The sequence below is a fragment of the Shewanella polaris genome (assembly GCF_006385555.1).
Classification (GTDB): domain Bacteria; phylum Pseudomonadota; class Gammaproteobacteria; order Enterobacterales; family Shewanellaceae; genus Shewanella; species Shewanella polaris.
Map to the genome: position 1 here is coordinate 3,550,545 of NZ_CP041036.1, position 22,559 is coordinate 3,573,103.

Genomic DNA, 22,559 nt, shown 5'->3' on the forward strand with positions numbered 1-22,559 from the left:
ACACCTTTTCGTTGATTATATGCCAGATGGCCTAATGCAAACATTATCTAATAAATTTAAATATTTGTCTTTAAGAATCTAGGAGTGCTCATGGAGTTTAGCGTAAAGAGCGGCAGCCCCGAAAAGCAACGTTCAGCCTGCATCGTTGTCGGCGTATACGAACCTCGCCGTCTGTCTGGTATCGCAGAGCAATTGGATAAAATAAGTGAAGGTTACATCAGTAACCTACTTCGTCGTGGTGACCTTGAAGGAAAACCAGGACAAATGTTGCTATTGCATCACGTGCCAAATGTATTAAGTGAACGTGTGTTACTGGTTGGTTGTGGCAAAGAGCGTGAGTTAGACGAGCGCCAATACAAACAAATTATCACAAAAACCATTAGTACCCTTAATGAAACGGGTTCAATGGAAGCCGTATGCTTCTTAACTGAATTGCATGTCAAAGGCCGCGACACCTACTGGAAAGTTCGCCAAGCCATTGAAAGCACTAAAAACAGTTTATACTCATTTGACGCATTAAAAACTCGTAAAGGCGAAACTCGTCGTCCATTACGTAAAATGGTATTCAATGTGCCGACACGCCGTGAATTAACCATTGGTGAGCGTGCGATTGAGCATGGTACAGCAGTTTCTTCGGGTATGCATTTATGCCGCGATGTAGCTAATATGCCACCTAACATTTGTAACCCTGCTTATTTAGCATCTCAAGCCCGTCAAATGGCTGAAGTGCATGAAAACCTTACTGTCACGACTATTGGCGAAGAGCAAATGGCTAAGTTAGGCATGAACGCTTACCTTGCTGTTGGCCGTGCTAGCGCAAACGAATCTATCATGACAGTGATGGAATATCAGGGCGCAGTAAACAGCACAGAAAAGCCAATTGTACTCGTAGGTAAAGGATTAACGTTTGACTCTGGTGGGATTTCATTAAAGCCAGGCGAAGCCATGGACGAAATGAAATACGACATGGGCGGCGCTGCGGGTGTGATTGGCACCATGAAAGCGTTATGCGAAATGAAATTACCTATCAACGTTATTGGTATATTAGCTGGCTGTGAAAACATGCCTGCCGGTAATGCTTATCGCCCTGGTGACATTTTAACCACTATGTCAGGTCAAACGGTTGAAGTACTTAATACTGATGCTGAAGGCCGTTTAGTGCTATGTGACGTATTAACCTACGTTGAGCGCTTTGAACCTGAATTAGTCATTGATACAGCCACTTTAACCGGTGCTTGTGTTATTGCATTAGGTAAACACGCTTCAGGCTTGTTTAGTTCTCATAACCCATTGGCACATGAGATCCTTAATGCTGGTGAGCAAAGTGGTGACCGTGCGTGGCGCATGCCATTATGGGATGAATATCAAGACATGCTTGATAGCCCATTTGCCGACATGACTAACTTAGGCGGCCGTCCAGCAGGTTCAATCACTGCGGCATGCTTCTTATCGCGTTTCGCTAAGAAGTATAACTGGGCACATTTAGATGTCGCAGGTACAGCTTGGAACAGCGGTGCGAACAAAGGCTCTACAGGTCGTCCAGTTCCGATTTTAAGCCAGTTCTTAATTAACCGCGCTGGTGTTGAAATTAGCGAGTAAACCTTAGGTTTAACGCATATAAAAAGGGTAAAGCGAATGCTTTACCCTTTTTTGTTACTGCACTTTTTGTGAAGCGTTTAATGATCAGTCATTACAGGGGATTTATCATTCCATAAAAATATACCCACAACAAACCAGTCAATTTATCAGTCTTACCTAGAGAATATCTATACCAATGTAGGTAATGTTTTCTCATCATTTCACACGAATAAATTATCCTTATGCTGTATCAAACAGATTTAAATAACAATTCATCAAGTATGTGGTGATCCGCTGTCTTAAAAAACAATTAATTACACAGAAATAACGCATCAATAGATTCAGCTTTTGCCAAAAATTGATTAAAATTAAAAGATAAGCTCCTAATAATGAGCGATATATTTGTCTATATGTCGCATAATATGGTAGCTTGTTTATTGAACAATTGAATATTGAATTAATATTCAAACTCACAATCAGAAGGAATTGATTGAATGAAGCCAAAGTATCTCTTGAACTTGTCACTAAGCGTGGCATTAAAAAAATGAAGCCTTTACTTTCAAAGCTTTATGTTATCATATTGAGTATTTCTTTTGTTCTCATTCCAACGAGACATTTATACGCAAACAATGCTTCCCAAGTGCAGTTCATCACCCATCCACTACCTCCATTTAGTTACTTAGATAATGGTCGTTTAAGCGGTTTTGCCATCGATATACTTAAAGCCATGATGCAAAATACTCAACAAACAGCCAAGATTGAAATGTATCCATTTAATCGAGCATTTCAAATGTTAAAATCACAACAAAACACTGCGTTGCTTGTCATTGCGAAAAGGCCGGAAAGAGAAGTAAACATGAAATGGGTAGGCCCCATTATCAGCAGCGGAGTGTATTTTTACCAAAAAAGTAAATCAGGATTGTCACTCGCCCATTTGGAAGATTTAAAGCGAGTGCAAAATATTGGCGTTGTATTGGATAATGCCGATCATACTTATTTGGATTCACAGGGATTCACTAACCTCAGCACAGACAAAGCCCAGCTACAGTCACTTAAAATGCTTCATTATGGCAGAGTTGATGTCGCACCTATGAGCGAGCTTGTAATGCCCTTTTTGGCAAAAGCGGCTGATATCGATATCAATTCAATTGAGCGTACACCTATAAAATTGTACGACTCCACCTTGTATATCGCGTTTTCAAACGACACTAGTGATGATGTTGTTTCATTATGGCAACAAGCATTTGATGAATTAATCTCATCAGGCAAATATCAAACTATTTATCAAGGTTATTTCCCGACTGATATCGATATTGCTAAGCAATAACAGAGCGTTAACTTCCAACGTGCGTCTACTATCGCTAAGCCAGTAGTGAAAGCCACCTTATAAACAATATTCCGTACAACTTAACCATCATTTGATTTTTATTGTAGCGATTAAGTTTAACCACTGTTCAGCAGGCAGCCGTTCATCCTCCGATTGTAGAGTTACCCCCTGAACCACGTAGAAAATCCATTATGATTACAATATATGCCGGATTAATAAGCGCTATTAAACTGACCTTAGTGGTATTGAGCTATTCCAACATCATATGAATATCGTATCACGAGGTCATTAACCCGCAGACGATTTTAGTGTAAACTCAAGCCCAACTTATTAACCTGTTAAAAGCATCACAACATGACTCAAGCCATATTTTACCTTATGCCTGAAAATCATAATCAAATGAGTGCATTAGATGCACTGTATTTAGCTGCTTGCAGGTTAGCTGAACAACAATATCGTCAACAAAAAACAGTCTACATTCACTGCAAAGACAAACAGCAAGCTTATGCAATTGACGAATTACTGTGGCAATTTGAGCCAAACGCCTTTGTACCACACAACTTAAAAGGTGAAGGCCCAGTGACAGGTGCGCCAGTCGAAATTGGTTTTGATACCTTAGGGCCAAATAAAAGTCGCCAAGTTCTGATTAATCTTGCAGACCAAATGCCCAGTTTTGCGGTAAACTTGCCCCATATTATCGATTTTGTCGCTAATGATGACGAACTCAAGCGCATTGCACGCAATCGCTACCGTCAATATCAGAATGTAGGCATTACGCCCAGCACTCAAGCATTAGCCGAATAAACACTTAATTTAGATAGAGAACATAACGCTCCTATGGAAAAAACATACAACCCAAAGTCTATCGAACAAGCCCTTTACCAAAACTGGGAAGAGCAAGGTTACTTCAAGCCTAGCGGCGATGAATCACAAGGCAATTATTGCATCATGATCCCGCCACCGAATGTAACCGGTAGCTTACACATGGGTCATGCCTTCCAAGATACCATCATGGATACCCTTACCCGCTATGAGCGCATGAAAGGTAAAAATACCTTGTGGCAAATCGGCACCGACCACGCAGGTATTGCGACTCAAATGTTGGTTGAGCGTAAGCTTGAAGCCGAAGAAGGTAAAACTCGCCATGATTTAGGCCGTGACGCCTTTATTGATAAAGTGTGGGACTGGAAAGAACAGTCTGGTGGCACCATCACTAAACAGCTTCGCCGCATGGGCGCATCTGTTGATTGGGATCGCGAACGTTTTACGATGGACGAAGGCTTATCTAAAGCTGTTCAAGAAGTGTTTGTTCGCCTATACGATGACGAATTAATTTATCGTGGTAAGCGCTTAGTTAACTGGGATCCAAAACTTCATACCGCCATTTCTGACTTAGAAGTTGAAAATAAAGAGAAGCAAGGCCACATGTGGCACTTCCGCTATCCTTTGGCCCAAGGCGCATTAACGGCCGATGGTAAAGACTATCTCGAAGTGGCCACGACTCGCCCAGAAACCATGTTAGGTGACAGCGCAGTAGCCGTGCATCCAGATGATGAACGTTATCAATCATTAATTGGCAAATTCATTCTATTGCCTATCGTTAACCGTTTAGTGCCAATTGTTGCCGACGATTACGTCGATATGGAATTTGGTACTGGTTGCGTAAAAATCACTCCAGCCCATGACTTTAACGACTATGAAGTCGGTAAACGTCATCAACTGCCTATGTACAGTATCTTTACGTTAGATGCCTGTGTCCGCAGTTTTGTTGAAGTCATCAACACCGATGGCACCCCAAACAAAGACATTGAAATTGCCTTACCAGAGCGTTATGTCGGTCTTGATCGTTTTAAAGCTCGTACAGTAATTGTTGAAGAGTTTGAAACATTAGGCTTACTTGAAAAAATCGCTCCGCACGGCTTAAAAGTACCCTATGGCGATCGCTCAGGTGTGGTAATAGAACCTCTATTAACCGACCAGTGGTATGTGGCTGTTCAATCAATGGCAAAAACGGCTATTGAAGCGGTAGAAACCGGCGAAATTAAGTTTGTGCCGCAACAATACGAGAACATGTACTTCTCGTGGATGCGTGATATTAAAGACTGGTGTATTTCACGCCAGTTATGGTGGGGACACCGTATTCCAGCTTGGTACGACGAAAACGGTAAAGTCTATGTTGGCCGTAACGAAGCGGAAGTGCGTGCTAAGCACCAATTTGCTGACTCAGTGGTATTACGTCAAGACGACGACGTATTAGATACTTGGTTCAGCTCGGCATTATGGACATTTTCAACCTTAGGTTGGCCGGATAACTTAGAAGATTTAAAAACCTTCCACCCAACCGATGTGTTGGTTACCGGTTTTGACATTATCTTCTTCTGGGTTGCGCGGATGATTATGATGACAATGCACTTCATTAAAGATGAAGATGGCAAACCACAAGTACCTTTCAAAACCGTTTACGTTACTGGCCTTATCCGTGACGAAGCCGGCAATAAGATGTCAAAATCTAAAGGTAACGTACTTGACCCATTAGACATGATCGACGGTATCGATCTTGAAACGTTAGTAACTAAGCGTACTGGCAACATGATGCAGCCACAACTGGCGGCAAAAATTGAAAAAAGTACCCGCAAAGAATTTGCCGACGGCATTGAAGCCCACGGTACCGATGCCCTGCGCTTTACGTTAGCAGCAATGGCATCAACGGGTCGTGACATCAACTGGGACATGAAACGTCTTGATGGCTACCGCAGTTTCTGTAACAAGTTATGGAATGCGTCACGTTACGTGTTAATGAACACTGAAGTGCAGACGGATCCCGATAGCGATGAAGCTGGCGAACCTTTAGATTGCGGTCAACTATTAGTTAATGGCAAACCAGGAACAATGGAGTTGTCATTAGCCGATCGTTGGATCATTGGTTTGTTTAACCAAACCGTGAAAACCTTTGATGACCACATGGCCGCTTATCGTTTTGACCTAGCCGCTAACACTTTATACGAGTTCACTTGGAACCAATTCTGTGACTGGTACTTAGAGCTAACCAAGCCAGTAATGCAAAATGGTAGCGACGCGCAAATGCGTGGAACGCGCCATACATTAGTTAATGTGCTTGAAAAAATGCAACGCCTAATGCACCCAATTATGCCGTACATTACCGAAACGATTTGGCAGCGTGTTAAGCCATTAGCGGGCGTAACAGGCGATACCATCATGCTAGCATCGTTCCCAACTTATCAAGCCGATCAAGTTGATGCGACCGCGATGGCCGATCTTGAATGGGTTAAGCAAGTGATTGTGGCAGTACGTAATATTCGTGCAGAACTTAACATTGCGCCTTCTAAGCCACTTAATGCATTAGTGCGCGGTGTAAGCTACGAGGATCGTATTCGCCTTGAAGCTAACCAAACCTTCTTTGCTAGTCTCGCAAAATTAGAAACCATCACTATCCTTGAAGAAGGTGAAACGGCACCAATGTCGAGCACGCAATTAGTTGGCAATATGGAGCTGTTAATTCCAATGGCTGGTTTGATCGATGTCGGCGCAGAAATGGCCCGTATTGATAAACAACTAGAAAAGCTTGCTCAAGAGATAGCCCGTATTGAGGGTAAATTATCTAATCAAGGCTTTGTGGCTAAAGCCCCTGCCGCGGTAATTGATAAAGAACGCGCTAAAATGACCGATTTAACTCGTGATATTGAAAAACTAAACGAGCAAAAAATTGAATTGGCCAAGATTTAACGGCAACCAGTAAGTTGTTGACTTATTAGTTACGATTTACTCAGCTCAAATAAAGCGTCCTGCAAAAACCAGCGAATAATTCGCTGGTTTTTATCTTTGTTGATGTGAGCTATAGCAATAATTTAACCTTTATTTAGTTCAAACTTAAAACCTTGATATCTCAATTTACATTTTTGGTGTATAAGCTTCGGCCAATATCATCAATCTATTTAATAGGCCAAAACAATGTCTGATAAATTCTTTTTTAAAGGTCGTCAAACCCCTAAACCGGCCTATGGCGAAAGTGGTTATAACACCAAACGCGCAGCCAAACTTGGCACAGAAGCATTACCGCTTAAATTGTCAGTACAAACTGAAGCGCGCAAAGTTGAAGTCGCTGAAATAGTGGCCGACAAACAGTTGTTTGCCAATATCACTATTGATGCCGACAAACCTGAAAACATCATTGATTTAAGCGGTATATTAAATAAACCGAAAACAGTCAGCTTTGAAGCTAAACCTAACCGTAATGATGCTTGCCCTTGTGGTAGTGGTAAAAAATACAAAAAGTGTTGTGGTGCATAAGCCACAATAGCAAACTTAGGCCTGTCGATAGGCTAATAGTGATATAAAAAAAGCGGATCTTATGATTCGCTTTTTTTATTGTCTTTGGATATTTATCTAGAACTTAGGTACAGTGTCAGCCTTTGTTAAAGAAATGATAAAAAGCATAAAATAAAAGGGTGACTTATGAGCACTAATTCACACTCAAGCAATGACTTGAGTGAAGTAAAACAATTAGGTATGTGGGCAGCAATAAGCAGTTTAGGTTATATATTTTGGCTTGTTGGTGGTATGGAGCTAATAGAACGCATTGCCTATTATGGTGTAAAAGCCAGTGCAGGTTTATACGCTAAAGCGCCTGTATCACAAGGCGGACTGGGCATTAATTTAAGTGATTACGGTATTATCATATCGGTCTGGGCGTTACTGCAAACCTTCGTCCCCGTGTTAACCGGCGGAATTTCTGATCGTGTCGGCTACAAAGAAACCATTTTCGTTTCTACCATCATCAAAATATGTGGTTATTTAACCATGGCATTCTTCCCCAGTTTCTGGGGTTTTCTCGCCGGAGCCATGTTGCTAGCCATGGGTACAGGGGTATTCAAACCCGGAATTCAAGGCACTTTAGTACTGTCAACTAATCGTAATAATACTTCGATGGCTTGGGGTATTTTTTACCAAGTAGTTAATATTGGTGGTTTTTTAGTTCCACTGGTTGCAGTGCATATGCGCCAATTATCTTGGGATAATGTGTTTTATGCTTGTGCGACGATTATCTCATTAAACTTTTTATTTTTATTGGCTTACAAAGAACCCGGTAAAGACGAGCGTTTAGAGCGCACTCGTAAAGTAAAATCTGGCGAACTACAGCAAGAGGCATTGTGGAAAGATGCCCTTAGAGAGCTAAAAAAACCAGTGGTTATTTACTATATGCTAGTGTTTGCCGGCTTTTGGTTTTTATATAACTCATTATTTGATGTACTGCCAATCCATATTGCTGAATGGGTTGATACCAGCGTCATAGTCACCTCTCTATTTGGTCCAGAGGGCACCAGTAATGGCATATTACAATTCTGGCTTGGCCTGAGTAATGACGGCACCAAAGTGATGCCTGAAGGTATGCTCAACCTTAATGCAGGGATGATCATGACCACCTGCTTTATTGTTGCTGCACTCACGGCTAAATATCGCATTACAACTGCCATGTTTGTCGGTTGCTTATTGAGTATTTTAGCCATTGCTTTGGTGGGTGCGTTTAATGCAGCTTGGATGATTGTACTGGCTATTGCCATGTTCTCTGTCGGTGAAATGATGATAAGCCCAAAAAAGAACGAGTTTATGGGTAACATCGCACCTGAAGGAAAAAAAGCCATGTACTTAGGTTTTGTTATGTTACCTCAAGGCATAGGTTGGACGTTAGAAGGTTATTTCGGACCTAAACTGTATGACATGTACGCTTCAAAAGAGCGCATCGCTCGTGAAGCCTTGTCTGAACATGGCATGAACCTAACAGACATTGCTAACATCCCACAAGGTGAAGCATTTAACCGCTTAGTCAGCGTCACAGGCCAAGAGCCACAAGCCTTAACCCAAGCTTTATATCAAGCCAACAACATCGGTATGGCATGGTACATTATTGCCGCAATTGGAATTATTTCAGCCGTAGGTATTTTCATCTACGGCAAATGGCTATTAAGAATGCAACGCCAGCAAATGGCTTAACGAAACGAACTGTAGAGTACTTAGCAAAAAATACTGGTTTGATAAAAGGGAAGCAGCTGTGCTTCCCTTTTGTTTTTCTCGCACCAAACAAGTTGATAGATTTTAATAGCGTCATACTAGAACTGCCCCATCGTTAACTTCCCTCTCAATAACGTCTTTCTCATTAATCCGTCCTCCTTAGTCACTCTGTTTATTTTCTACCTTGTTCATTACCGATTGGTAGCCCATATCCCTCAAATCGCATGAGCCATATAACAGACGACAGAGCATGCATCATCAACGATTTACACGCCGATGTTTCCAGCTCATTGAGACATCATCAATTGTAGGACAAATGCCACTACGTTAGATAATTCAGTTGAAGTTGATATGTCATTAACCTCAATTTAATGGTCAATTAAATTGCAATAACTTAAGTTACTGGCATTGACTGGATTGATTAGATTACGTTGGGTTAAATAGGATTAGATTGTGTAATTAATGATCTTGTTCGATATATTTTTTCAAAGAAAATACTGATAACGAATGACCATGAAATACTTATAGATTGATTAATAAACTTCATTAAAAAAACAGGGAGGCATTACTGCCTCCCTGTTAGTTATTTTCTTAAGTGATGATTAAGAATTTATTTTATATTTAGTGTGCTGAACTACCATGAACAACATCTACGCCGTAAGTTTTACCTTCAGCATGACACGTTGCACATGATTCAACTGGTAAGTCAGCTGTTGAATCTGGCGTACCTTGAACTGTTGCACCATTTGCCTTGAAATGAGCTAATGCAGCAGCTCCTGAGTGAGCATGACAACTACGACAAGCTTCTGCTACTGGTGAAATGTATAATGCTTCACTAGTACTCACTTTAATTGCACGTTTGCCTGATGTTAAACCACCATCGTCAGCAAATAGAGACTCACCATCGTTATGACACTCTGTACAATTAGTTTGTACAGCTGGATATCCGTGCAGTTCACCATCAGCATCACGATAGATACCAGGTTCACCACGAGTCGCATCCCAAAGGCCAGAATGGAATCTGTGTGCGACACCAAATAAATCTCGTTGGCTAAATGTAACATCAGTTGTTACCCATATCGCATCACCATCTTCATCTACTTCATCAGACTTGTATTGCACTGGGTGACCAGATCTACCAACATTTTCATTATGACAATCCATACATTGAGTAAACTCTGTCACACCATGGGTACCTTTCACATATGTTAAGCTACCATGACAGCTATTACATTTCGCTTCAGTTACAGTGATACGTGCAGGGTCATCAAAACGTGACACAACCTCAGTTGCATCGGCATCGGTTAAGTTGAAATACTTAACAGGGGCACTGTTTGCCACTCCAAGTTGTTCAATATTTCCATCAGCATCTTCAGTACACATAACAATCATGTCATCTTCAGCACAAACTTGAACTTCTGCTGTAACATAGATAGGACCGACTAAAAGGCTTGCATCAAAGTCACTAGCGACGGTTAATACACCGCCAGTCATGCTCACTGCATCATCAATCACCGACATTCCAAGACCACTGGTAACTGCGCCATCTTCAGATAAATTACCAATTAGAAAACCACGACTTGTTGAAGTCATATATTCGCTTAAGTCAGTACCATCAGCAATTACAGCACCATTAAGTGTTACATTAGCAGTAACTGTTAAAGTAGAAATTGATGGGTCTGCTGTTACTGTTGCAACAGCCGAAGTGAAATCAAAGACTAATCCCTCAGCAACATTATCACGTAAACCCACTTTATGAGCTTCCATTGGGCTTAAAATACCAGAGCCGTGACAACCAGAACAAACAGCGTCGCTTGAAGGCACAATACCGTTGTGGTTTTCACCCGTCGTTAAGTTAACATCTACGTGACATGATACACACGCTTCTTTATAGACGTTGTCGTTCCACTGAGTACCATTATCATGACAAACTGTACATTCATTTAACTCGGCTGGGAAACCAATTTCACCAAACAGCTCTGCAGCTTCGCCAGTTAGCGAGTCAGCAATATGATGTCCAGCATGGATAGTGTGGATCATAGAGTTGAAGCTGATGTTATATCCCAAATCTGCATAGTCTTCATCGGCTGCCATCGCTGGGTTATGACACGCTACACAGTTTTCAACTTTTTGATAATTATGATGTGCACTGATGTTGCTCATACGCATATCTGTATCAGCGTAACCATCTAATGAACTATGACATTGAATACATGCCGCATTAGACACTGAATCTTTTTCAGAAACAGCTAGCTCGCCAGTCGCAGGAATAAAATCAATTGGCGTTGATAACAGCTTATCACTGATACCAGTACCATCAGCCATAGCAACATTATATGCACGTAACATCACACGAACTAGGTTGTTAGCATCACCGTCAGTTAATACTGATGGCGCATTACCATCATGCTCCCAAGTACCGGTATAGGTACCAGGATTAGCAGGATCTTCAGCTATCGTACACGCTTCAACTTCAACACCAGCACGAGTAGTTGCAGTACCAGTAAGGGTACAATACATAGCGTTATCACTAACAAAGTCATTAGCATATAAATGACTTGTCCATAGGTATGGGGCACCCGTGTCAGTGGTATTTTCAGACTGGCTGGTTACATAGAGCTGGACCTTTTCAAGTCCAGAGAATGGAAAAGTCGCTCCACCAGAGCCTTCCGCTGTAGCCGTAAATTTAAAGCTAAAATCGTCAGTACCAACAACCACAATATCTGTTGGCGCTATAGTTAACGTAAAGTTTGCAGCATCTTCAACGGTAGTTACCGTTAAACCAGCATTAGTACCATCAGCGCCATCGGCACCTGCTGCACCATCGGCACCGTCGGCACCATCACTGCCGTCAGAGCCACATCCAGCTAAACCAAAAGCGGCAATAAAAGCGGCCGCCAGTAATGTTCTATTATATTTCTTCATTTTAAATCCCCCGATTTAAATTTATAGGTTCTTGCATCTAATAAGATATAAGAAAATAAGGCAAAAAACCCGAAAATGTTGCGAATATGTGAATATTGATCACAATTTGGCTTCATTATGTTATCAATTAATACTCAGGTACTAACAAAAAAATAAACTTGTAATTTCATATTGTGTAATGAGAAATAGCATTCCAACGTGAACAAATTGAGATAAAAACGAAGAGATAAAACATACAACGAATGAATTAAGTTACAAATATTAAATAAGCACCGGTTAGACAACATTAATAAAAAAAGAGGGAGGCATTACTGCCTCCCTCTTACTTATTTTCTTAAATGATGATTAAGAAGTTATTTTCTATTAGTGTGCTGAACTTCCATGCACTACATCTACACCGTATGTTTTACCATCAGCATGACATGTTGCACATGATTCAACCGGTACATCATCAGCTGAGGTAATATTATCACCAAAGACTGTTGCACCATTACTCTTGAAGTGAGCAAGAGCCGCTGCACCAGAGTGAGCGTGACAACTACGACAAGCTTCGGCAACTGGAGAAATAAATTCACCACCACTGATTTCAATCGCAGTTCTACCTGATGTTAACTCACCAGTACCATCAAAGAATGGCATAGCATCGCCAGCAGCATTTGCATCTTTATGACACGCTTGACAATTAGTTTGTACCGCAGGGTAGTTAACCAATTCATCATCTGTATCTAAGTAGATGCCAGCACCTGTACTACCTGCAAACAAACCGCTGTGGAAACGGTGAGCAACTGTTGCTAAGTCACGGTTGTAATACTCTAGGCCTTCAACAACTTCAAACGTAGGTTCGCCATCATCATCTACACCAGACTGTTTATAAACATCTGCATGATAAGAACCAGGGTAGTTGTTATTATGACAATCAGCACATTGTGTAAAGTTAGTCACACCATGGTTAGGTGATTTAACATGCGATAAATTGTCATGACAAGCATTACATTTCGCTTCATCAGCTGTTGTACGGTCATTACCCACCTGTGTAGGTGAAGTGTAACCTGTTAGCTCAGGGCTAACAAAACGTAAGTTGGTAGTAGTTTCAGCACCCGCTGCAGCAACTGTATCAAACACAAAGTACTTAGTTACAATGTTTGAAGGAACCGCTACATCACAAGCACCAGTATCAGTACCTGCACCATCAGCTAGCATTGTGTTCTCAACAATCATGTCAGTTGTTGTGTTACCACACATGTTCAATTCAGAAGATACTGAAATTGTTTTACCATCAAGTTGATTAGCGGTAAGTGACTTAGTTAAGGTTAACTGGCCGCCTGCAACAACAAACATTTCTGGATTAGATACAGTGTTTACACTTAATCCACGAATATAATCGCCATTGCTATCAAGTGTACCAATTAAGATATCGTCACCTGATTTCGCTTTGTTTAGATACATAGTTAAATCTGTACCATCAGCTGCAACGGCACCATTTAATTCAACACCAATGACAACAGTTAATACATCAGAAGCTACGTCAGCAGAAACGACATCTAACACTAAACCATCTTCAAAAGCAGCACGACGATTAACACTGTGCGCTTCCATTGGGCTTAAGCTACCTGAACCGTGACAACCAGAACAAACAGCGTCGCTTGAAGGCACAATACCGTTATGGTTTTCGCCGGTCTCAAGGTTCACATCTACGTGACATGATACACAGGCTTCAGCATAGACATTGTCGTTCCACTGGGTGCCATTATCATGACAAACAGTACATTCATTTGCTTCAGCAGGAAAAGCGATTCCGCCAAACATCTCTTTCGCTTCACCAGTAAGTGAGTCAGCAAGATGCTCACCCATATGAATGGTGTGGATCATCGCATTGAAGTTAGCATTAAAGCCCACTTCTTCGTCGTCTTGTCCGCCCGCATAAGCAGGGTTATGACAAGCAACACAGTTTTCAACTTTTTGATAGTTATGGTGAGCACTAATGTTGCTAATACGCAGATCAGTATCTGCATAACCTTCCATTGGGCTATGACATTTGATACATGCTGCATTAGACACAGCGTCTTTAGCTGAAACCGCAAGTTCGCCAGTTGCTGGAATAAAATCAATTGGCGTTGATAGAGGCTTATCACTTACATCGGTACCATCTGCCATTACAACATCATAAGCACGGATCATCACACGAACTAAATCGTTAGCATCACCATCAGCCAATACTACAGGCGCATTACCATCATGTTCCCAAGTACCAGTATAAGTACCAGGATTAGCTGGGTCTTCAACCAATGTACAGGCTTCTACTTCACTGCCATCGCGAGCTGTAGTGCTACCCGTTAAATTACAATACATGCTGCTGCCAAAATCGTTAGCAAGCGCATGGTTGGTCCATAACATCGGTGCACCAGTATCGGTAGTATTAGCAGACTGGCTGGTTACATATAGTGCAACCTTCTCAAGTCCAGAGAATGGCACAGACGTTCCGCCAGTACCTTCACCTGTTACGCTAAATTTAACGCTAAATGCATCTGTACCCACAACCACAATATCTGCTGGCGCTAAGGTTAAATTAAAATTAGCTGCACTTTCAACGGTAGTGACTGTTAAGCCTGCTGAAGTTCCATCTGTACCATCGGCACCTGCAGCACCCGCAGCACCATCACTGCCGTCAGAGCCACATCCCGTCACACCCATTGCAGCCATAAATGCTACAGCGAGTAATGTTTTATTATATTTCTTCATTTTAAATCCCCCGATTTAAATTTATAGGTTTTTGCACCTACAAAATATAAGGAAATAAGGCAAAAGGCCCGAAAAATGTTACAAACCTGTGATGCTTAATCACAATTCTCCTAATGAAAATTTATAATTTCATATTTGAGTATTTGCAAAACTAAAATTTGCAATTTCACATTATGTAATCACAAAGAGGTATTCCGACATGAACAAATTGAGATAAAAACGAAGAGAGCAAAATAAAGAAATAAAACATACAACTAATGAAGTAAATTACAAATGTTATATATGCAGCGTTTAGCCTGAAAATTAATTAAAAAAGAGGGAGGCATTGCTGCCTCCCTCTTACTTATTTTCTTAAGTGATGATTAAGAAGTTATGTTTTATTAGTGTGCAGAAGTTCCATGAACTACATCTAAGCCGTAAGTTTTACCATCGGCATGACATGTTGCACATGATTCAATTGGCACTGCGTCTGCAGACATAATGTTGTCGCCAAAGACTGTTGCGCCATTACTCTTAAAGTGAGCTAGAGCCGCTTCACCAGAGTGAGCGTGACAACTACGACAAGCTTCGGTAACTGGAGAAATAAATTCGCCATTACCGAGTGCAACTGAAGTTCTACCAGAGGTCAAAGTACCAGTACCATCAAAGAATGGCATCGCATCGCCAGCTGCATTTGCATCTTTATGACACGCTTGGCAATTAGTTTGATCCGCAGGATAGTTAACTAAGTCACCGTCAGCATTGATATAAACGCCAGATGCTTCTTCCGCATATGTTCCACTGTGGTAACGGTGAGCAACAGTTGCTAAATCACGGTTATAGTATTCTAGGCCTTCAACCACTTCAAACGTACCGTCAGCAGATTCAACTTGAACTGTTTCATGATGAGAACCTACAGGGCTAGCATTGTTATGACAATCAGCACATTGTGTAAAGTTAGTCACACCATGACGAGGTGCTTTAACGTGCGCTAAGTTGTCGTGACAAGCATTACATTTAGCTTCGTCAGCGGTTGTACGGTCATTACCCACCTGTGTAGGTGCGTTATAAGCAGTTACTGCAGGACTAACAAAACGTAGGTTGTCAGTAGTGGCTACACCAGTAGCGGCTACTGCATCAAATACAAAGTATTTAGTGACGATGTTAGCTGGAATACCAACATCACAACCATCAGCTGTAGCAACAATCATATCGGTGTCTGTATCACCACACATGTTCATTTCAGATGACACATAAAGTGTTTCGCCATCTAAATCTGTAGCATCACTAAGTGTTTGAGTTAGGACGATGTTACCACCCGTAACCACAAACATACCTCCATCAGTAGAGATACTTGTACCTTGAACGTAATCACCATTGTCATCAAGGGTACCGATTAAAATACTCCGACCACCAGATGTGCTAAATACATAATCAGCTAGATCAGTACCATCAGCTGCAACTGCACCATTTAATTCAACACCAATAGTGACAGTTAGTTCGCCTGCAGCAACTTCAGCAGAAACAACATCTAAGACTAAACCATTTGCTAAGTCAGCACGACGACCAACCTTATGCGCTTCCATTGGGCTTAAGCTACCTGAACCGTGACAACCAGAACAAACAGCGTCACTTGAAGGCACAATACCATTATGACCTTCACCCGTTTCAAAGTTCACAGTTAAGTGACATGATTCACAAGCTTCAGCATAGATATTGTCGTTCCACTGGGTGCCATTATCATGACAAACAGTACATTCAGTTGATTCAGCTGGGAAACCAATTTCGCCCCACATCTCTTTAGCTTCACCTTGTAGTCCCTGATATGCAGCAAGATCCTTACCCATATGAATGGTGTGGATCATGGCATTGAAGTTAGCATTAAAGCCCACTTCTTCGTCGTCTTGTCCGCCCGCATAAGCAGGGTTATGACAAGCTACACAGTTTTCAACTTTTTGATAGTTATGGTGAGCACTAATGTTGCTAATACGCAGATCAGTATCTGCATAACCTTCCATTGGGCTATGACACTTGATACATGCAGCATTAGACACAGCATCTTTTGCTGAAACCGCAAGTTCGCCAGTTGCAGGAATAAAATCAATTGGCGTTGATAGAGGCTTATCACTTACCTCTGTACCATCTGCCATTACAACATCATAAGCACGGATCATCACACGAACTAAATCGTTAGCATCGCCATCGGCTAATACTACAGGCGCATTACCATCATGTTCCCAAGTACCAGTATAAGTACCAGGATTAGCTGGATCTTCAACCAATGTACAGGCTTCTACTTCACTGCCATCACGAGCTGTAGTGCTACCCGTTAAATTACAATACATGCTGCTGCCAAAATCATTAGCAAGTGCATGGTTGGTCCATAAATAAGGTGCACCAGTATCGGTAGTGTTAGCAGACTGGCTGGTTACATACAGCGCAACTTTATCAAGTCCAGAGAATGGCACAGCCGCTCCGCCAGTACCTTCACCTGTTACGGTAAATTTAACGCTAAATGCATCTGTACCCACAACAACAATATCTGCTGGTGCTAGGGTTAAATTAAAATTAGCTGCACTTTCAACTGTAGTGACTGTTAAGCCTGCTGAAGTACCATCTGTACCATCGGCACCTGCAGCACCATCAGCACCCGCAACACCATCGGCACCATCACTGCCGTCAGAGCCACATCCTGTCACACCCATTGCAGCCATAAATGCTACAGCGAGTAATGTTTTATTATATTTCTTCATTTTAAATCCCCCGATTTAAATTTGTAGGTTTTTGCACCTATAAAATATAAGGAAATAAGACAAAATGCTCGTCTGCTATTGCAAACCTGTGAGATTAAGTTAGAGATTCGTTAGAAGAAATTAGCGATTTTATTTTTAAGTATTAACAAAAATAAAATAGCCAAATTCACACAGCGCAACCCCAAAGAAGTACTTAAAAATAGGTATATTGAGGATGAGTTTGAAGGGAAAAACATTAACAATGTAACATATTGATTTTTAACTATTAAATTTTTAAAACAAAACACTCAACCTACACAGCTAAGTGTTTTGAATCTCATTTACAATCGAATATACCTTAATGCAATAGCGACTTAGTGATATCCATTATCATTTGCGTGGTTTTTGAAGAATAACGGCGATAAAGTTCTGCACGCTCAATTAAACAATAATTAGGCATAGCCATGACATCATTAAGTTTTTTAAATTCGCTATCGGGTAATTTCTCCACTCGTAATTGTGGAATTTGTTGTGCAAATGCCCCTTCATTACAAATCGTGATAGCCAAACTATCCATTGTTAACATATGCCAATACCAATCTTCTAACTTCCTAACACATTCAATATCGTCTAAAAGCAAACCATGGGTTTGACAATAAAGTTCTAAAGGGTCAATACGATTATTAAAACCTTTACAACGTAAATACACGATAGGGTGCTGAATGATATTTTCTAACTTTATCTGTTCACCACCAGCCCAAAATGAATGATTGGTATTTCCCACTACACATAAAGATGTCACGCTTGCAATATTTGATAGCTCTAATTCATGAGCATCTTGAGTATCAAACCCAATACCAAAATCAAGTTCACCATTGTAAATGAGCTCTTCTGTGTCGGCCTCCCAACTGTGAAGTTTAACTTTACCAATGACATTACGAGGGAGCTGGCTTAACGCCATCGCTAAGCTGGTGATAATGCTTGGTGATACCGCAATATGTAAAATAGGCGTTTGACAATGATTTAAACGATCGTCTGCCACTCGCTCAATTTGGCTCACCATGTCACATAATTGGCATATAGGCAGATATAAACGTTCGGCTAATGGTGTCGGTTTCAATCCTTGCTGGCGACGAAAAAATAATTCATCATTAAAAATGACTCTTAATGATGTTAAACAGCGGCTAATTTTCGGTGCGGAGACAGCAAGCTCTTTGGCGGCAAAGTTAGCAAAGCCCGTTTCGTAAATGAGCTTAAACACCAACAAACTAAATACATCTAATTCGCTGACTTTTTTTAATGCTTGAATATCCACATGCCACCTAATTTGTTGTAATGAAGCAGGTAAATTAACATGTATTCAAATCAAAAAAGTTGATCTAGTGCTGAATAACGCTATCAACTTCAGCTTTTGTTAATGCACGAAACTCACCGGGTAACAGAGTATTATCTAACAGAATATTACCCACAGACTCGCGATGCAACGCAACCACCGGATTACGAAAACGACCAAACATGCGTTTAATTTGATGATACTTGCCCTCACGCAACACCACCCTTGCTTGATGACTGGATAATAATGCGAGTTGTGCTGGTAAGGTGGTAATGTCTTCAAATTCGAAATACATCCCATTGGCGAATGCCTCGACATATTCTTGCTGGAGTGGATTGGCTAATGTCACTAAATACTGCTTATCTACTTTATGCTCAGGCGCCATCAAAGCAGCAGACCATTTGGCGTCATTAGTGAGCAACAATAACCCAGTTGAATGTAAATCTAATCTGCCAGCAATATGCAGCATATCAGTGTTAACACCCGTCATTAATCCCAATGCCGTTGGGTGTTTATCATCAATAGTTGCACTAACCACCCCATCGGGTTTATTAAGCATATAGTATTGTTTTTGATATTGACGCAACACCACACAATTACAGGTAATATGGCTAAACTCATCTATTTGTAAATCAGGTGATTTGGCTAATTGACCATCGACAAGCACTTTATCGGTAATTAACAATCCACGGACAGCTTTTTTGGAAATTTGTAACGTGCCAGCAATAAATTGGTCCAGCCGCCCTCGTTTAGACACCATAAAACCTCATTAAGAATGATACCAATTTGTTTAAGAATACCTTATTCTGTTAAAAGGCACATCAACAAGGAGTAACATGCTTTCGCAACCTGCTAGTACAGTTTTGCGCCCAGACATGACCACCGCAGAGCTAAAACAGGCGATTAAGTCACTGGATCAATTTTTACAAGATAACATTTTTCAAAGTGCAATTAACGACACTTTGAATAAGCGATCTCACTTTTTCGATGAGTTATTATGCCAACTTTGGCAACCTTTCGAATTAGATCCTGATCGCATCTCACTTAATGCTGTTGGAGGTTACGGTCGACAAACTTTACATCCCTTCTCCGACATCGACATCTGCATTATTCATGATGGGCCTTTAACGCCTACCGAAGCTAATTCAGTGAGTCAGTTCCTCACCCATCTGTGGGATCTTAACCTAGATTTAGGTCATGCAGTGCGCAGTATGGATGACACATTCCAAGCATGTAAAGACGATGTAACCATTGCGACCAGCTTATTGGAAATTCGGCATTTATTTGGTAATAATCAGCACCAACAACAAGTATTAAACGCCCTTTACGGTCAAGATTTATGGCAAAGCCAGGCATTTTTTAATGCCAAACTCAGCGAACAACAAGAACGCCACGCTAAAGCACAAGACACCTCCTATAGTATTGAACCTAACCTTAAAACTAGCCCCGGTGGTATGCGCGATATACAAACCCTTACTTGGGTTGCCCGTAAGCATTTCGGCGTCGCCAGCATGCAATCTCTGCGACGTTTTGGTTTTTTAACCAATGACGAATACGCTGAGTTAATGGAATGCCAACACTTTTTATTTCGAGTTCGATTTGCCTTACATCAAGCAGCTCAACGATCAGAAAATCGTTTATTACTCCAATATCAAGCTGAAGTGGCTAAATTAATGGGCTTTGGTGATGGTATGCCCATCGGTGAAAGCGGCAATATATCCATCGAAAAAATGATGCGCCAATTGTTTCGCGCCATGAAACGTATTAGTGAATTAAACAAAATTTTAATGGCTTATTTCCATCGTGAAATTATTCCACAGCTCAACCCCAACATCATTGAGTTAAATGAAAACTTTGAAATTGTCGATAAATACATCCATGTTCGTGACGAAACCGTGTTTATTGATCGCACTCAAATTATGGCGTTATTTGAACTTATCGCGATACACCACGACAAAATAGTTGGTATTACCGCAGAAACCTTACGATCACTGCGTCAAGTAAGACGTCGCTTAATGGGAGACTTGCAAGACTTTCAGCGTTGTCGCGAACAATTTAAAGCAATATTTATGCATCCTCAAGGCATGGGACTGGCCATTACCTTAATGCACCAACACGGTATTTTAGCGTCTTATTTACCGCAATGGCGTGAAGTGGTTGGCCAGATGCAATTTGATTTATTTCATGCTTATACCGTTGATGAACACACCCACAAGGTGCTAAAAAATATTTACACCTACGGTAAAGACATTAAAACCTTAAATAATGACTTGGCATTAGCTGCTGACATCTATCAAAAAATGTTTAACAAATCGACATTGTTATTTGCGGCATTATTTCATGATTTAGCTAAAGGTCGCGGTGGCGACCACAGTGAACTAGGGGCTGTCGATGCCAGTTTATTTGCCAAGTTTCATGGACTGAAAGTGTCACAAGAACACCTCATCTGCTGGTTGGTAGAGCATCACCTGCTAATGTCCATGACGTCACAACGTATGGACATTAACGATCCTGAAGTGATTGATACTTTTGCTAAAAAAGTCGGAACCTTAGCCCGTTTAGATGCCTTGTATTGCTTAACCATTGCCGATATTCAAGCAACCAATGATGATCTTTGGAATGACTGGAAGGCATCATTGTTAAAAGATTTATATTTTATTACCCGCAAAGCACTTCGCAATGGCCTCGAAAATATGCTGCAAATTCGCACCATTGTCCGCGAACATAAACAAGAAGCACTTAATCTGTTACACGCAGATGTCGATACCACCACAGCCATTAAAACCTTATGGCGACGATTACCCATAGCCTTCTTTAGTAATGCCGATACCGATGATATCGCCAGATATACTCAAGCAATGATTAACCATGATCTTGCACCAGTAACCGATAATCAATACAACACTCTCATTTTACTTGATGATGCTGTGGTAAAGGGTTGCAGTGATGTGTTTGTGTATACTAAAGATCGCCCAGGCTTATTTGTTAAATTATTTAATACCTTAGCGGCTCTGCGCATTTCGGTAAAACAGGCACAAATTGCCCGAACTAAAGATGGTTATGTGGTTGAGTCATTCAAAGTGCTCGATTTTGACGAAAAACCTATCATCAGTGCGCAACGTCGTAAACAAGTGATCAATAAATTGCATCAAGTACTGGATAAAGGCATTAGCTTACCTAAAAAACGTCAGTCTAGGCGTCATCAAAGCTTTGATAATCAACCCAGTATCGAATTTTTACATTCACGAAAATCGACTCGTAGTTTAGTCAATGTATCCGCCCTAGACACCAGTGAATTTATGGAACAAATTGCCAATATTTTTAGGGAATTAGAATTGCATATTCATTCGGCCACCATAAGTACCGTCGGTGAACGAGCAGACAATGTGTTTTCATTATCGAACCAAGACAATCAGCAATTAACCCCAGAACAACAACAACAGCTTACAGATGCGTTAATGCAAACCATCAACATAGACTGATATTTGGTGTTTAAAAATAGCCATTAATATGGCGCGTTGTTGATAACAATAACGCGCCATATATTTACCCCACGCTTCTGATAAAAGTATTTGATATAGCCATTTACAGCATACTCACGACACTGCTGAGATACAATGACACCAAGGAGCGACACTGTTGGTAGTAATACCAATCCGCATTAGAATTTGCTCTTTTAGCGAAAATTATCAGTGAGGTATTCGAGGCAGCCTTTTGAAGACATAGTCGTTCTCGGCAACTGCTCCTGCGTTGCTCTACCTCCTGCATCCATGCAGTCGTACGTTAAGAAAGGCTAACAAAGAAGACCACGCTGATAAATTCGCCCTTCGGGGCGGTGTCACAACCCCCATTACTGTTTCAAATGACTTTGATGTAGAAAACTACACCTACAGTCATTTTCATTGTACTGGGCCTAGTG

12 protein-coding genes are annotated in these 22,559 nt (G+C 41.1%); 7 read left to right on the forward strand and 5 right to left on the reverse strand.

Annotation, left to right across the window (positions count from 1 at the left end; translation table 11 throughout):
- Positions 1-90: 90 nt before the first annotated feature.
- The 6 genes from pepA (at position 91) to FH971_RS15445 (ending at position 8,914) form a co-directional block, all read left to right on the forward strand.
- Entirely contained in the window at positions 91-1,599 is a 1,509-nt protein-coding gene (gene pepA, locus FH971_RS15420; protein WP_137226143.1) for a leucyl aminopeptidase, read from the forward strand.
- Between the two features lie 469 nt (positions 1,600-2,068).
- Positions 2,069-2,905, forward strand: coding sequence for a substrate-binding periplasmic protein (locus FH971_RS15425; protein WP_140234909.1), 837 nt, complete (start codon positions 2,069-2,071; stop codon positions 2,903-2,905).
- A 354-nt stretch (positions 2,906-3,259) separates the two neighbouring features.
- Entirely contained in the window at positions 3,260-3,709 is a 450-nt protein-coding gene (locus FH971_RS15430) for a DNA polymerase III subunit chi (protein ID WP_140234910.1), read from the forward strand.
- A 33-nt stretch (positions 3,710-3,742) separates the two neighbouring features.
- Positions 3,743-6,649: a valine--tRNA ligase gene (locus tag FH971_RS15435; RefSeq protein WP_140234911.1), complete on the forward strand. Its 2,907-nt coding sequence runs from the start codon at positions 3,743-3,745 to the stop codon at positions 6,647-6,649.
- A 225-nt stretch (positions 6,650-6,874) separates the two neighbouring features.
- Entirely contained in the window at positions 6,875-7,213 is a 339-nt protein-coding gene (locus FH971_RS15440; protein WP_137226129.1) for a PBPRA1643 family SWIM/SEC-C metal-binding motif protein, read from the forward strand.
- Between the two features lie 165 nt (positions 7,214-7,378).
- A complete protein-coding gene (locus FH971_RS15445) occupies positions 7,379-8,914 on the forward strand; it encodes an MFS transporter (protein WP_140234912.1) in 1,536 nt (511 codons plus the stop codon).
- Between the two features lie 639 nt (positions 8,915-9,553).
- Here FH971_RS15445 and FH971_RS15450 read toward each other — a convergent pair.
- From FH971_RS15450 to FH971_RS15470, 5 genes are all read right to left on the reverse strand, one after another.
- Positions 9,554-11,857 (reverse strand): OmcA/MtrC family decaheme c-type cytochrome, encoded by a 2,304-nt coding sequence (locus tag FH971_RS15450; protein WP_140234913.1) that lies wholly within the window; start codon positions 11,855-11,857, stop codon positions 9,554-9,556.
- A gap of 363 nt (positions 11,858-12,220) precedes the next feature.
- Complete coding sequence (locus tag FH971_RS15455; RefSeq protein WP_140234914.1) at positions 12,221-14,596, reverse strand: OmcA/MtrC family decaheme c-type cytochrome; 2,376 nt, start codon at positions 14,594-14,596, stop codon at positions 12,221-12,223.
- A gap of 380 nt (positions 14,597-14,976) precedes the next feature.
- A complete protein-coding gene (locus FH971_RS15460) occupies positions 14,977-17,328 on the reverse strand; it encodes an OmcA/MtrC family decaheme c-type cytochrome (protein WP_140234915.1) in 2,352 nt (783 codons plus the stop codon).
- A 337-nt stretch (positions 17,329-17,665) separates the two neighbouring features.
- Positions 17,666-18,622, reverse strand: a complete 957-nt coding sequence (locus FH971_RS15465) for a LysR family transcriptional regulator (RefSeq protein ID WP_137226120.1) — start codon at positions 18,620-18,622, stop codon at positions 17,666-17,668.
- 64 nt (positions 18,623-18,686) lie between these two features.
- On the reverse strand, positions 18,687-19,400 hold the full coding sequence (locus FH971_RS15470) for a 16S rRNA pseudouridine(516) synthase (protein ID WP_137226118.1): 714 nt from the start codon (positions 19,398-19,400) through the stop codon (positions 18,687-18,689).
- Between the two features lie 76 nt (positions 19,401-19,476).
- Here FH971_RS15470 and glnD point away from each other — a divergent pair, with 76 nt between their 5' ends.
- Positions 19,477-22,122 carry a [protein-PII] uridylyltransferase gene (glnD, locus tag FH971_RS15475; RefSeq protein WP_140234916.1) on the forward strand — a complete coding sequence of 882 codons (2,646 nt, stop codon included), beginning with the start codon at positions 19,477-19,479 and terminating at the stop codon, positions 22,120-22,122.
- The last annotated feature ends 437 nt before the right edge of the window (positions 22,123-22,559 follow it).